Genomic DNA, 13,139 nt, shown 5'->3' on the forward strand with positions numbered 1-13,139 from the left:
GGCGAGTTAACAAAACTGTCATTCTGGCTGTCAATGGCTTGTCTAATGCCTTGGCCAACGGTGGCCGGCTTCGGAGCGTGATGTGACGATGAACGGCGATCCCTGCCTGCTGTCCGCAACCGAACTGCGCGGCCTCATCGCCGACAAGCGGATCTCGCCCGTCGAGATCACCCGGGCCGTGCTCGCGCGCGCCGAGGCGCTCCAGCCCCAGTTGAACTGCTTCATCACGATCTGCGGCGACGAGGCGATGGCGGCCGCGCGCGCCGCCGAGCGCAGGGTCATGGCCGGCGAGCCGCTCGGCCTGCTGCATGGCATTCCCTACACCGTCAAGGACATCGTCAACACCAAGGGGGTGAAGACCACCTTCGGCGCCGTTCCCTACAAGGACAATGTGCCTGTTGAGGACGCGGTGGCGGTCGCGCGGCTGCGCAGCGAGGGTGCGATCCTGATCGGCAAGACCACGACGCCGGAATTCGGCAGCAAGTGCCTGACGGATTCGCCGCTGTTCGGCCGCACTCGCAATGCGTGGGACGCCTGCCGCTCCTCCGGCGGCTCCAGCGGCGGCGCGGCGGTTGCTGTTGCCAGCGGCATCGCGCCGCTCGCGGTCGCGACCGACGGCGGCGGCTCGACGCGGATTCCAGCGGCCTGCAACGGCGTGGTCGGCCTGAAGCAGAGCAACGGAATCATCCCGCACAGCCAGGCGCTGGATGTGTTCGGCAACCAGACCTATGTCACGCCGACGACGCGCACCGTCGCCGATACCGCGCTGATGATGCAGGCGATGGCGGGCGAGGACCCCTGCGATCCCTGGTCGATCGGCATTCCCGTATCCGACTTCGTCGGCACCGCCGCCCCGCGCGGCGATTTGCGCGGGCTGAGGATCCTGTACTGCCTGACGCCGCCGGGCCGTCCGGTGTCCGCCGAGGTCGCGGCCAGCTTCAGGGCGAGCCTCGACCGGCTGGCCGGGCTCGGCGCCGAGCTCGAGGAATTCTCCGGCGAGGGTTTCGACATCGAGCCGATCTGGCGCGCCATCAACCACACCGTCTGGCGCACGCGCTTTGCAAAACTCGCGGCCGAGCACAAGGACGAGCTGAGCGAGGCGTTCCTCAAGCAGCTCGCGCTTGCCACCGAGGTCAGCGGCGTTGACTACCAGGAGGCGATGTTCGCGCGCACCGCGCTGTTCCGCCGCGTGCAATCCCTGCTTGCGCGCGGCCACTTCCTGGCGATGCCGACGCTCACGCGCTCCGCGCTGCCGATCAAGCAGGATCTGTTCGGCACCATCGAGATCGACGGGGCGCATTTCGACAGCGTCCGGCCGCACTGGTTCCCCTGGACCATGCCGTTCAACATGACCGGGCATCCCGCCGTCAGCCTTCCCTCCGGCTTCGGCCGCGACGGCCTGCCGATCGGGCTTCAGCTCGTCGGCCGCTTCCGGGCTGATGCGGAATTGCTCCGCGTCAGCACGCTGTTCGAGGCCTCCGTCGACCTTCTGTCCCGCTGGCCGGAATAACGACATGCGCATGCAGCAAAGCACTTGCGCGCAAAGCACTTGCGTCCGCCGTCCGGACATGTTGATCGTGCCGCGGATGAGCTTCGAAACCGGGCGCGCATGAGCGTATTTGTCCTCCGACGTGTCTTGACCTTGCTGGCGACGCTGGTCGGCGCGTCGCTGATCATCTTCCTGGTGCTGGATGCGCTTCCCGGCAACGCCGCGCAGATGCTGATGGGCGCCGATGCCTCGGCCGACGCGGTCCGCGCGCTCACCGTCAAGCTCGGGCTCGACCAGCCGCTGGCGGTTCGCTACCTGCAATGGATCAAGGGCCTGCTCGTCGGCGATCTCGGCAACTCCTATGTCTACGGCACGCCGGTCGCCAGCCTGATCGCGGAGCGGCTGGTGCTGACCATTCCGCTCGCGATCATGGCCATGTCGATCACGGTGACGCTGGCGCTCTCGGCCGGCATCTACACCGCCGCCAACCACAACAAGCTCGGCGATGTCGGCGTGATGTCGCTGACTCAGGTCGGCATCGCGCTGCCGAACTTCTGGTTTGCGATCCTGCTGGTCCTGTTGTTCTCGGTGCGGCTGCAATGGCTCTCGGCGGGCGGCTTCGCCGGCTGGGAGGACGGCATCTGGCTGGGGGTCAAGTCGCTGCTGCTTCCGGCGATCTCGCTCGCGGTGGTGCAGGCCGCGATCCTCGCCCGCGTCACGCGCTCGGCCGTGCTCGAAGTGCTGCGCGAGGATTTCGTGCGGACGGCGCGGGCGAAGGGGCTCGGCAAACGCGAGGTGCTGTGGCGCCACGTGCTGCGCAACGCCATGATCCCCGTGATGACGGTGATGGGCCTGCAATTCGCCAACCTGCTCGCCGGCACAATCGTGATCGAGAACGTGTTCTACCTGCCGGGCCTCGGCCGCCTGATCTTCCAGTCGATCGCCAACCGCGACCTGATCGTGGTGCGCAATTGCGTGATGCTGCTGGCGACCATGGTCGTTATCGTCAATTTCGTGGTCGACGTGCTCTATGCCTTCATCGATCCCCGCATCAAGGTTCACGACCTGTGAGCGCGCCCCTGACCACCCCGATTGACGCAGCAGTCGCGACGCGCCGGCTGCCGGCCAAGACCTTCTGGGGCCGCGCGCTGCGCCATCGCAGCTTTGTCCTCGGCGGCGCGCTGAGCCTGCTGGTGCTCGCCTCGGCGCTGCTTTCGCTGGTGTGGACGCCGTGGTCGCCCTACGAGATCGACATCGCCTCAAAACTCCGGCCGCCATCGGCGGCGCACTGGCTCGGCACCGATTCCTTCGGCCGTGACATCGTCTCGCTGCTGCTCGCCGGCGCCCGCTCCACCATCATGGTCGGGGTCATCGCGGTCAGCATTGGTCTCACCTTCGGCGTTTGTCTCGGCCTGATCGCCTCGGCGCGGCGCGGCTGGACCGAAGAGATCATCATGCGCTTCTCCGACTTCACCTTCGCCTTTCCGGCCGTGCTCTCCGCGATCATGCTCGCCGCGGTCGTAGGGCCGGGCATGGTGACCTCGATCGTCGCGATCGGCATCTTCCAGATCCCGACATTGACCCGGCTGACGCGCGGCTCGGCCAACGCGATCTGGGCGCGCGAATTCGTGCTGGCCGCGCGAGCGTCGGGGAAGGGAAGATTCCGCATCACCATCGAGCACGTGCTGCCCAACATCCTGTCGATCCTGATCGTGCAGGCGACGATCCAGTTCGCACTCGCGATTCTCGCGGAAGCCGCACTGTCCTATCTCGGCCTCGGCACGCAGCCGCCGCAGCCATCCTGGGGCCGCATGCTGAACGATGCGCAGACCCTGCTGTTCCAGTCGCCGATGCTCGCGGTCTATCCGGGGGCCGCCATCGCGGTCGCCGTGCTCGGTCTCAATCTCCTCGGCGACGGCTTGCGCGATCTGCTCGATCCACGACTGGCGCGGGAGCGATGAGGATGGCTGAGCGCTCCACCATGCCGCTGATCGAGGTTGATAATCTTGGCGTCCGCCTCAACACCAGCCGCGGGCCGGCGCAGGCCGTGCGCGGCGTCAGCTTTGCCCTGAAGCGCGGCGAGACGCTCGGGCTCGTCGGCGAATCCGGCTGCGGCAAGTCGGTGACCGCGATGTCCCTGATGGGCCTGTTGCCGGACAGCGCCGTCGTCACCGGCAGCATCAAGCTCGATGGCAGCGAGCTCGCCGGGCTTGCGGACGCGGATTACTGCCGCCTGCGCGGCAACCGCATCAGCATGATCTTCCAGGAGCCGATGACCGCGCTCAATCCGATGCACACGATCGGCCACCAGGTCGCCGAGCCGCTGCGGCGTCACAAGAACTACTCGGCGTCGCAGGCGCGGAAGGAGACGATCGCCTTGCTCGACCGCGTCGGGCTGCCCGATCCGGCGCGGCGCGTCGATGCCTATCCGCACCAGTTCTCCGGTGGCCAGCGCCAGCGCATCACCATTGCGATGGCGCTCGCCTGCGAGCCCGACCTGTTGATCGCGGACGAGCCGACCACGGCGCTCGACGTCACCATCCAGGGCCAGATCCTCGACCTCATCGCCGATCTCGTCGAGGAGCGCGGCATGTCGATGATCCTGATCTCGCACGATCTTGGCGTCATCGCCGAGAACGTGCAGCGCATGATGGTGATGTATGGCGGCACCGTGGTCGAGAGCGGGCCGACCGACGAGGTGTTCCGCCGCATGGGCCATCCCTATACGCAAGGCCTGTTCCGCGCCCGTCCGAAGCTCGGCGCGCGCAAGGGGACGCGGCTGAAGACGATCTCGGGCACCGTGCCGGAGCTCGCGGATCTTCCGGCCGGCTGCACCTTCTCCGCGCGATGTCCGCTCGTGATCGATCGGTGCCGCGCCGCGCTGCCGCCGATGGTCGAGGTCGGACCCGGTCATGTCGTGCGCTGCGTGCGCACCGATGTCTCGATGGCCGAGAATGTCGGAGCCCTGTCCGCATGAGCACCGCGCCTCTTCTCGACGTCAGGGATCTGGAGCAGCGCTACATGCTGCCGCGCGAGAGCCTGTTCCGTCCGCCCGGGCAGGTGCGCGCGCTCAACGGCGTGAGCGTGCAGGTCCTGCCCGGCAAGAGCCTCGGCATCGTCGGCGAGTCCGGTTCGGGCAAGTCGACCTTCGCGCGCGTCGTGATGGCGCTGGAGCGGCCGACGTCGGGGCAGGTCGCGCTGCTCGGCCGCGACCTCAACCGCCTCCCAGCCGACGAGCTGCGCCGTGCGCGTCGCGATTTCCAGATGGTGTTCCAGGACCCTTACGGCTCGCTCGATCCGCGCCAGACCATCGCGCGCATCGTTGCCGAGCCATTGACCGTGCTGGACGGCGCTGATCGCACCACGTTCCGGGAACGCGTCGCCGCGGTGCTGCGCCAGGTCGGCTTGCGCGATGCCGACATGGACAAATATCCGCACGAATTCTCCGGCGGCCAGCGCCAGCGCATCGCGATCGCGCGCGCGCTGATCACCCAACCGAAGCTGATCGTCGCGGACGAGCCGGTCTCGGCGCTCGACGTCTCCGTGCAGGCCCAGGTCCTGAACCTGATGCAGGACCTCCAGGACCAGTTTGGCTTGAGCTATGTCCTGATCAGCCATGACCTCGCCGTCGTCGACTATCTCTGCGACGAGGTCGCGGTGATGTATCTCGGCCGGATCGTCGAGCAGGGGCGGCCGGAGGATCTGTTCGAGCGCTGCGCCCATCCCTATACGCGGGCGCTGCTGGATGCCGTGCCGCGGGCGCGCGCGGGCGGCGGCCGGCGCCGGCGCGGGGCCCAGGCGATCGCCTCGCAATCGGCGGCCGCCACGGGGTGTCCCTATGTCGCGCGTTGCGCGCTCGCCGACCAGCATTGCCGCGAGGCCCTGCCTGAGCTACGCAAGGTGGGCGAGGGACACCTTGCCGCCTGTCACAAGGCGGAGGCCGTGATGGCGTTGCCGCCGCCTGCTGCGGAGGGTTAGTCTCGGGCGCAGGATTGGCGTAGACTGGGAATTAAGAAGGCAGGGGAGTTACGCATGTTCAGGAAACTATCCATCGTCGCACTCACTGCCGCGTTTGTCGCGGCGCCGCTGCCGGTGCTGGCACAAAGCAAGAAGGACAGCGTCGTCATGGCGATGGCGCTGGAGCCGCCGGGGCTCGATCCCACCAACGCGGCCGCTGCCGCGATCGCCGAAGTCGCGCTCTACAACATCTACGAGACCCTAACCAAGATCAACGAGGACGGCACCACCTCGCCGCTGCTGGCGGAGAGCTGGACCGCTTCGCCCGACCTGAAGACCTACACCTTCAAGCTGCGCAAGGGCGTCAAGTTCCACAACGGCGAGCCGTTCGACTCCGCCGCGGTGAAGTTCTCGTTCGAGCGCAACGCGGTGCCGACCAGCACCAACAAGGACAAGAGCCTGTTCCAGAGCTTCGAGTCCGTTGCCGCGCCCGACGCCGACACGGTCGTGATCACCCTGAAGAATTCCGAGCCGAACCTGCCGTTCCTGCTGGGGCAGGCGAGCGGCTCGATCGTCGAGCCGAAGAGCGCGCCGACCAATGTCACGCAGCCGGTCGGCACCGGGCCGTATCAGCTCGGCGCCTGGGCCAAGGGTTCCTCGATGACCCTGACCAAATGGGCCGACTATCGCAACGCCGCGGCGATCAAGCTGTCGAAGGTGACGATCCGCTTCATCTCCGATCCGGCGGCGCAAACCGCGGCGCTGCTCTCCGGCGACGTCGATGCCTTCCCGCGCGTCGCGGCCCAGCGCACCATTGCCCAGTTCAAGGCCGATCCGCGTTTCACGGTTCTGGTCGGCGGCTCCAAGGCCAAGACCATCGTCGCGATCAACGAGCGCAAGAAGCCGCTCGATGACGTCCGCGTCCGCCGCGCCATCCTCGCCGCGATCGACCGCAAGGCCATGATCGACGGTGCCGTCGACGGCTTCGGCACGCCGATCGGCAGCTTCTACGTGCCGGGATCGCTCGGCTATGTCGACACCACAGGCATCAACCCCTACGACCCCGAGAAGGCCAAGAAGCTGCTCGCCGAGGCCGGCGTCACCACGCCGCTCGAATTGTCGCTGAAGCTGCCGCCGCCGTCCTATGCGCGGCAGGGCGGCGAGATCGTCGCAGCCCAGCTCGCCAAGGTCGGCATCATCGCCAAGATCGAGAACGTCGAATGGGCGCAATGGCTGTCGCAGGTATTCGCCGGCAATGGTCCGCACAATTTCGACCTCACCATCGTCAGCCATGTTGAGCCGTTCGACCTCGTGAAGATCACCGAGCCGGACTACTATCTCGGCTACAACAACGAGGCCTTCAACGCGCTCTACAAGCAGATCGTGTCCACGCCGGATGAAGCCGCCCGCGCCAAGCTGCTCGGCGACGCCCAGCGCATGCTGGCCACCGACGCCGTCTCCGCCTACATGTACCAGCCGCAGCTCATCACCATCACAGCCAAGAAGCTGAAGGGCGTCTGGAAGGACGTCCCGCAATACGAGAACGATTTCTCGACCTGGTATTGGGAGTAGGGGGCGCGGGGGCACCCTCGTCGTTCGAGGCGCGCCCTGCCCGTTGCTGTGCCCTCTCCCCTTGTAGGAGAGGGCGGCGACGCCGGTAGACACTGACTCGCAAGGTGAGGGGTCTGTCTCCGCACACGAATCTCGCGAGATGAATTCGCGGAGAGCGCGATCTTAAGCCGACCATCCGGTGGCGGTCTCTAGAGCCCTGGCCTCAGCCCACGGCGCGCCCCCATCCAGACATCGCGCTCGTTAAGGAACTGGTTACCCGTCAGTGTCACCATTTGCATATAGCTCGTCGCCATGCGCGGGCAGCGTATTCTAAGAACGGTTGGATATTTCGACACGCCCGGTTGGCGGTCTCTTTCAGGAGAGGCCCAATGTTTAAGGGCTTTACGGTGGCAGTTGTGGCGCTGATTAGCACAGCGCAAGTGGATCGATACCTAACCAACGGTCAGTACACCGACGCGGCCATGGCCATGCTGCGGCAGATCAGGCACGCGTTTGGGTTTTGAGATACCCTTGGGGACAATTTTTAGGTGCTTTGATGGAAGGCATCTTGTGGACTGATCTCGACGCGGATGAGCAACGCGCCCTTGCGACCTTGGGAGCCGGACTTTCTATCGAGCTGTGTGACCCCGTTGCTCTCCTGACTTTAAGGCGGCTCGGTCTGATCGTAGGCTCTCATTTGACGGCTGCTGCGCACGAGTTGCGGAGGGGCGTTGTTCTGGACGAACTCAGGCGCGTGATTGCATGATGTAACCAAGCGCACGGCCGCGAACAGGCAGTCGAAAGTACTCGCCCGCGATAAGCGGTATGCAGGATCGCTTAGGTCGTTAGTATCGGTCAGTCATGCCCTGTGTTTGAGCTGGAGATGATCCTGGCACGCCATCGCTCTTCAAAAGTGTCAGGGCCCTCTTTCAGTGCCAACGCTCGTGCATCCAGGGGATTGCCGGGCTTGCTAGCTATGACAATGCCTGTCGCTTCTCCGCGAGCACCGAGTTGGGGGGACCGCTCCATAGGCCATTCCAGCAATGCTTTCGACAGCATGGGCTTACCCGCGTACCAGCATTTTTGTCCGTCAATGAGACGATAAGACCACCATTGCCCTTGCGGATTTGGCGGCATTGCGGTCCTGCATTGTTGCTTGGCATGCACGCTAGTCATTTCGAGCAATGAGAGCGCAGCAATGCAAACGGTTAAAGCAAACGATTGAAGGGGTTTGCTCATGGACGCGCTCAATTGCCCTGTTGCTGCAATCGACTTACGGCAACGATCAAGGCAGGCCGTTCGAGGACTTCCACCAACTTTTCAAGGATAAGCGCATTATCCTTGGGGCAGGGCTGAAGGTATTCTTCCAGTATGAGTTGCGCGTCGCTAATCGCTTCCAGGGCTAATTGCTGATCAGTCATCACTGCTTACTCATCAATTAGTTGCGCCAGGAGAGCGAGCGGAGAGAGAAATCAAGTCAGCTTTGAGGAATATCCCCGCTCTTCTTTTCACTTTTTATTTCAAGTTCTCGGCTTCCCGCTGTTTGTCTCGATGTCGTCGGGGTCAATGTTGCGCAAGTAGTCCCGCGAGGGTGTGTCGCGAGCGAGGGGCACGGCGACCAACGTCACGCAGCCGGTCGGGACAGGGCCGTACCAGCTCGGCGCTTGGGCCAGGGCTCCTCGATCACGCTCAACAATGGGCCGACTACCGCAACGCCTCGGCGATCAAGCTGTCGAAGGTGACGATCCGCTTCATCTCCGATCCGGCCGCTCAGGCCGCGCCGCTGCGTTGCCATCAACGAGCGGCCTGTATCTCAATTCCCACACTTGCGAGCAAAAGAGATCCGTTTGTCGCTTTTCGAACAGACGGAAAAAGCCCGGTCCGTTCCAATTCCCCAACGATTGAAAACAGTCATCGGTTGGGGGAGACGAAATGGAACGTTCCCTGCTCATTGAGCTGGCGCGCGATAGATATGTCGAGCGTTGCAAGCAACGGGCCTTCGATCATCTGGACCGAGGCGATCTCAAGAACGCGGTCGCCTCGTTTGTCGCCAATATGAACGCGCGTCCTGATTGCGAACTGCCATCCTACTTGGCAACGCTTGGCGCTTTGCTGCTGACGGCGAACGATGCGTTCGGCTGGAGAGCGCTGATTGAAGGATTGAGGTGATGATCAGATAAACGCGGCCGTTGGGAGGTGTGGGGATGGCTCATTACAGGGCTTACCTTTTGGATCAGCACCGCCACGTGATAAGCGTAGCCAAATTGCAGTGTGCCGACGAGCAGGAAGCACGAGAACGTGCTGCGCAACTGGTTGATGTCAACGACGTCGAGCTGTGGCAACTCGATCGCCGTATTGCGGTCTTTGAGGTCCCCGCAAGCCGAACCTCGCAGGCGGCGAGAAGGGAAAAGCCGCAGCGCCCCAGGGACAAATGAAGCAGCCTGTCAGTACGCGAATTCTTCAGCGCATTGATGGGGTAGCCTGGCTTTGCGGATTTTCCGATGTTGGCAATATACCCCTGTTTGCCCGACGGGTCAAACCGCGGCGATGACCGTTGTGGTGCTCTTTCCCCTCGCGGGAGAGGGCCGCGACTCCGGTGGACGCAGACTCACTCGGGTGAGGGGTCTGTCTCCGCGGATGCACCTCTCTCAGTCCTAAGCAGCTCTATCCGCGTAAGCCATTGATCTCGCTATCCCCGGCTACTGTGCATGGGGTTGTTTTCGAGTTTTATTTTGACAGGGGTGGAGGCCGACACGCGAGGTCGTCGTGCCGGGCTCCCGGCCCGCATCCGCTACGCCGCCGCCGGCAGATCCGGATCGGCAATCGCCCCTGCAACACGCACGCGCACGCGCAGCGCGTTGCCCGGCAGATACGCGATCGGCATGTCCTCGACATCGACCGTCTTGAGGCTGTCGCGTGCCGCACCTGCCTGCACCGCGCGGTCCGCCGCGATGTCGCGCGCGGCTGCGATCGCGTCCTCGCGGCTGAGGTCGCGGAACACCTGGTCGGCTTCGCCGCTGACCTGCGCGATCGCGGCGCCCACCGCGTTGGCGCAGTCGCCGTGCGGTACGCGCACGATCTCGGAGATGCCGGGCAGGCGGTCCGGCACCAGGAAGGCGCCGCCGCCGACCGCGAGCAGCGGTACGTCGCCGGCCTCGGTCTTCATGCGGTCGATGTCCTCCTCCAGCTTGCGCCAGGCATCGCGCAGCGCGGCCTCGATCAGGCGCTTCGGCAGCTTGGCGACGCGGGAGCGGTCGCCGATGTCGATGAGACCTGCGGCCACCGCAATGTCGGTGGCGGTGAGGCGCGAGCCACCGAACACCAGAGCATCCGACGTCAGGCGGTAACCGACACTGAGCGGACCGACGCGGACCGGGTCCTCGTCGACATGGCTGCCGCCGCCGAGCCCGATCGAGAGCAGGTCGGGCATCCGGAACAGCGTGCGCACGCCGCCGACCTCGACGACCGCATTCGCCTCGCGCGGAAAACCGTGACGCAGCTGGCCGATGTCGCTTGTGGTGCCGCCGACATCGACGACCATGGCGTCGTCGAGGCCGGACAGATGCGCGGCGCCGCGCATCGAATTGGTGGCGCCGGAGGCAAAGCTCATCACCGGGAAGGCGGTGGCGATCTCGGCCTGCATGACGGTGCCGTCGTTCTGGGTCAGGAACAGCGGCGCATCGATGCCGCTGTCGGCGATCGCCTTGCGGAAGGCGGCGACCGTGGTGACCGCGAGATCGTGCAGGGAGGCGTTGAGCAGCGCGGCATTCTCGCGCTCCAGAAGACCGATGCGGCCGAGATCGTGCGACAGCGTCACCGCGACGTCGGGACAGATCTCCGCGAGGATTTCGCGCGCTGTCGTCTCGCAGGAGGGATCGAGCGGCGAGAAGCTCGAGCACACCGCGACCGAGCGCAGGCCCTTGTCCCTGATTTTTCGCGCGGCCTCCTTCAGCCCGGCGGTGTCGAGCGGCATGAACGGACGGCCGTCGTAATCGTGGCCGCCTTCCAGCATGAAGATTTCGCCGTTGACGAGTGTCGCGAGATCCGCCGGCCAGTCGCAGAACGGCGGCAGTGAGGCGCTTGCGGGCATGCCGATGCGGATCGCGCCGATCTTCTGCACATGGCGGCGCTGCACCACCGCGTTGATGAAATGCGTGGTGCCGATCACGACCGCGTCGACCTTCACCGCGGCCGTAGGCTCGGCACGCAGCGCCTTGAGGGCGTCGAGGATGCCCGAGGTCACGTCGGCAGTGGTCGGGCGCTTGACGGAATGGACGACCTTCTCGTCGACGATCAGCACGGCGTCCGTGTTGGTGCCGCCGACATCGATGCCAATACGCTTCATGGGATCTTAAGCTCCAGCCGCAGCGGGCGCGAAGAGGGAACGGTAGTCGAGGTCGTAGCCGAAGGCGCGCGGGCCGACGAATTCGAGACCCCGGGGACTCGTCAGCACGGCCGGCGCCGGCAGCGCCACGACGGTGACGCGCTGGCCATAGCGGATGGTTTCGGTGCCGACGCCGTGGCCGTTGACGCTGTCGAGCACGCAGATCAGATCGGGCGATGTCGCGATCGCTTCCTCGCCGCGCCAGGCCACGATCCATTCGTTCTGGAACGAGAGTGTTAGCTTTGTGCCGCGATCCGCGTCGCTGCCGTCGACCATGGCCGAACCGCGCAAGAATCCTTCCGTCGTGCGCCGGGCGACGTCGACGATCTTGCCGGTGAAGAGTTTCTTGCCGCCTTCGGTCGAAAGCAGCGCGGCGATCGGATCCTCGTGACGACGATTTGCCTCCTGCACGGCGCGGCCGATGCGAATCGCCTTGGTGGTGGTGAAGTGGATGCCCCAGTCCTTCACCTCGCGTCCGGTGCGCGGCGCCTTGCTGGTGGAGGCGATCGAGCCCATCTCGACGCAGATCTTGCGGCTCGCCCGCTCCATCCACTTCCAGCTCGGGACCTTCGTCACGACGGCCTCGATGCCGCGGGGATCGTAGAGGGTGCAGGGATAGGGACGCAGGTCCCCGATCGCGACCGAGGTCATCTGCGCTTCGGGGAAGGCGCGGCCCATGCAGTCCGCGTCGACCACGGGAATGCCGAGATGCGCGGCCGCCATCAGCGCCTGCACGCCGTTGCCGCCGCCGATCTCGACCGACATCACGGCGCGGAACTTGATGCCATTGATCTCTTCCTGCATCCGCACGGCGCGCGCGATGTTGCGGCTGTCCGCGAGGCGCTCCTGTCCGACCAGCGGCGCGCCCATGTTGGAGACCACCGCGACCCAGTCCTCGTCGTCGAGATCGAGCGGCGACATCAACTGCACACGATGGCCTTCGGCGTAGAGTCGGCGCAGATTGAGCAGGCCGAGATAAGGGCTGCCGCCGCCGCCGGTGCCGAGAATCCAGGCGCCGACCGCGAGCGCCTCGATCTCCTCGAGGCTGATCGTCTTCAATTCCACCTTGCTCACGACACCAGTTCCTCGACGATGCGGGCCGCGGCGGCAATGCCGAGGATCACGGGACCCGGATAGGCCGTGCGCACGCGCGCCTTGTTGGCGCTGGTGTAGCTGATGCAATCCATCACCACGAGATCGGGCTCGAGGTCCGCCATCGTGCGTGCGGCTTCGTCGACGACGGCGTCGCTCGAACCGGGTCGCAGCGTGATGCCGACGACCTCGACGCCGTCGCGCTGCCATTTCTTGTCGATCAGTACGGTCTGCTCGGGCAGCGGCGAGAACACGCCGAGCCGGCCTTTCGGCAGCACGGCCTCGACGAGATTGTGCAGGATGGCCGAGGGCAGGATGACGAGGCCATCCGCCGCGAGGTTGGGAAACTTGCCGGTGCAGGCCATCAGCGTCACGCCGACGCCCTCGTGCTTGAAGCGGGTGATCTGCTGGCTTGCGCGACGCTCGACTTCCTTCTTGCTGATGGTGACGCCGTCGCCGTTCGGCAGCAGCGTGAACAGCGTGTCGTAGCCGTCCATCGGCGGGATGGCGTCGATCTCGGCGCGGCTCATGCCGTCGAGCGCGCCGCGCAGCTCGATCTCGATGCCCGGCGACAGCACGGCGGCGATCTCGGAGGCGACGGTGGGGCGCGGGCTCTGGCCGATCACGACAACCCCGATGCGCTGGTGCTTCAATGGCATGTTCATT

Annotated in this window: 14 protein-coding genes and 1 pseudogene; 10 read left to right on the forward strand and 5 right to left on the reverse strand. The window is 65.3% G+C overall.

The genetic code is table 11. The features are described from left to right. Positions 1-88: 88 nt before the first annotated feature. The 7 genes from ACE10W_RS13020 (at position 89) to ACE10W_RS13050 (ending at position 7,521) form a co-directional block, all read left to right on the forward strand. Positions 89-1,510: an amidase gene (locus tag ACE10W_RS13020; protein WP_304553746.1), complete on the forward strand. Its 1,422-nt coding sequence runs from the start codon at positions 89-91 to the stop codon at positions 1,508-1,510. Positions 1,511-1,609: 99 nt separating this feature from the next. Then, positions 1,610-2,560: an ABC transporter permease gene (locus tag ACE10W_RS13025; RefSeq protein WP_028172154.1), complete on the forward strand. Its 951-nt coding sequence runs from the start codon at positions 1,610-1,612 to the stop codon at positions 2,558-2,560. Next, positions 2,557-3,450 carry an ABC transporter permease gene (locus ACE10W_RS13030; protein WP_304551968.1) on the forward strand — a complete coding sequence of 298 codons (894 nt, stop codon included), beginning with the start codon at positions 2,557-2,559 and terminating at the stop codon, positions 3,448-3,450. The genes ACE10W_RS13025 and ACE10W_RS13030 overlap by 4 nt, the downstream gene beginning before the upstream one ends. A 2-nt stretch (positions 3,451-3,452) precedes the next feature. After that, the gene (locus ACE10W_RS13035) at positions 3,453-4,466 is read left to right on the forward strand and encodes an ABC transporter ATP-binding protein (RefSeq protein ID WP_304551970.1); all 1,014 of its coding nucleotides are present in this window, start codon (positions 3,453-3,455) and stop codon (positions 4,464-4,466) included. Further along, positions 4,463-5,467, forward strand: coding sequence for an ABC transporter ATP-binding protein (locus ACE10W_RS13040; RefSeq protein WP_304551972.1), 1,005 nt, complete (start codon positions 4,463-4,465; stop codon positions 5,465-5,467). The genes ACE10W_RS13035 and ACE10W_RS13040 overlap by 4 nt, the downstream gene beginning before the upstream one ends. Before the next feature lie 54 nt (positions 5,468-5,521). Continuing rightward, positions 5,522-7,018, forward strand: coding sequence for an ABC transporter substrate-binding protein (locus ACE10W_RS13045; protein WP_028172151.1), 1,497 nt, complete (start codon positions 5,522-5,524; stop codon positions 7,016-7,018). Positions 7,019-7,386: 368 nt separating this feature from the next. After that, entirely contained in the window at positions 7,387-7,521 is a 135-nt protein-coding gene (locus ACE10W_RS13050; protein WP_370204064.1) for a hypothetical protein, read from the forward strand. A gap of 331 nt (positions 7,522-7,852) precedes the next feature. Here the strand turns inward: ACE10W_RS13050 and ACE10W_RS13055 are convergent, their stop codons facing one another. Both ACE10W_RS13055 and ACE10W_RS13060 read right to left on the reverse strand, forming a co-directional pair. Further along, positions 7,853-8,236 carry a hypothetical protein gene (locus ACE10W_RS13055; protein ID WP_304551975.1) on the reverse strand — a complete coding sequence of 128 codons (384 nt, stop codon included), beginning with the start codon at positions 8,234-8,236 and terminating at the stop codon, positions 7,853-7,855. An 8-nt stretch (positions 8,237-8,244) separates the two neighbouring features. Further along, on the reverse strand, positions 8,245-8,418 hold the full coding sequence (locus ACE10W_RS13060; protein WP_165448148.1) for a hypothetical protein: 174 nt from the start codon (positions 8,416-8,418) through the stop codon (positions 8,245-8,247). Positions 8,419-8,602: 184 nt separating this feature from the next. On the opposite strand from ACE10W_RS13060, the pseudogene ACE10W_RS13065 reads away from it, so the two are divergent. From ACE10W_RS13065 to ACE10W_RS13075, 3 genes and pseudogenes are all read left to right on the forward strand, one after another. After that, positions 8,603-8,783 (forward strand): annotated as a pseudogene (locus tag ACE10W_RS13065) (ABC transporter substrate-binding protein); the annotation flags it as partial. Between the two features lie 146 nt (positions 8,784-8,929). Next, positions 8,930-9,166 carry a hypothetical protein gene (locus ACE10W_RS13070; protein WP_304551977.1) on the forward strand — a complete coding sequence of 79 codons (237 nt, stop codon included), beginning with the start codon at positions 8,930-8,932 and terminating at the stop codon, positions 9,164-9,166. A gap of 35 nt (positions 9,167-9,201) precedes the next feature. Continuing rightward, entirely contained in the window at positions 9,202-9,432 is a 231-nt protein-coding gene (locus ACE10W_RS13075; RefSeq protein WP_039184132.1) for a hypothetical protein, read from the forward strand. 356 nt (positions 9,433-9,788) lie between these two features. Here ACE10W_RS13075 and ACE10W_RS13080 read toward each other — a convergent pair whose 3' ends face one another. From ACE10W_RS13080 to ACE10W_RS13090, 3 genes are read right to left on the reverse strand one after another with little or no spacing between them, the layout of a single operon-like run. After that, the gene (locus ACE10W_RS13080) at positions 9,789-11,342 is read right to left on the reverse strand and encodes a hydantoinase/oxoprolinase N-terminal domain-containing protein (RefSeq protein WP_161535678.1); all 1,554 of its coding nucleotides are present in this window, start codon (positions 11,340-11,342) and stop codon (positions 9,789-9,791) included. A 6-nt stretch (positions 11,343-11,348) separates the two neighbouring features. Further along, positions 11,349-12,455, reverse strand: a complete 1,107-nt coding sequence (locus ACE10W_RS13085; protein ID WP_304551982.1) for a DUF917 domain-containing protein — start codon at positions 12,453-12,455, stop codon at positions 11,349-11,351. Continuing rightward, on the reverse strand, positions 12,452-13,138 hold the full coding sequence (locus ACE10W_RS13090) for an AroM family protein (protein ID WP_028172145.1): 687 nt from the start codon (positions 13,136-13,138) through the stop codon (positions 12,452-12,454). Before ACE10W_RS13090 ends, ACE10W_RS13085 begins: the two co-directional genes overlap by 4 nt. Position 13,139 lies beyond the last annotated feature (1 nt).

This window comes from Bradyrhizobium sp. B025, assembly GCF_042257955.1.
Lineage (GTDB): Bacteria > Pseudomonadota > Alphaproteobacteria > Rhizobiales > Xanthobacteraceae > Bradyrhizobium > Bradyrhizobium diazoefficiens.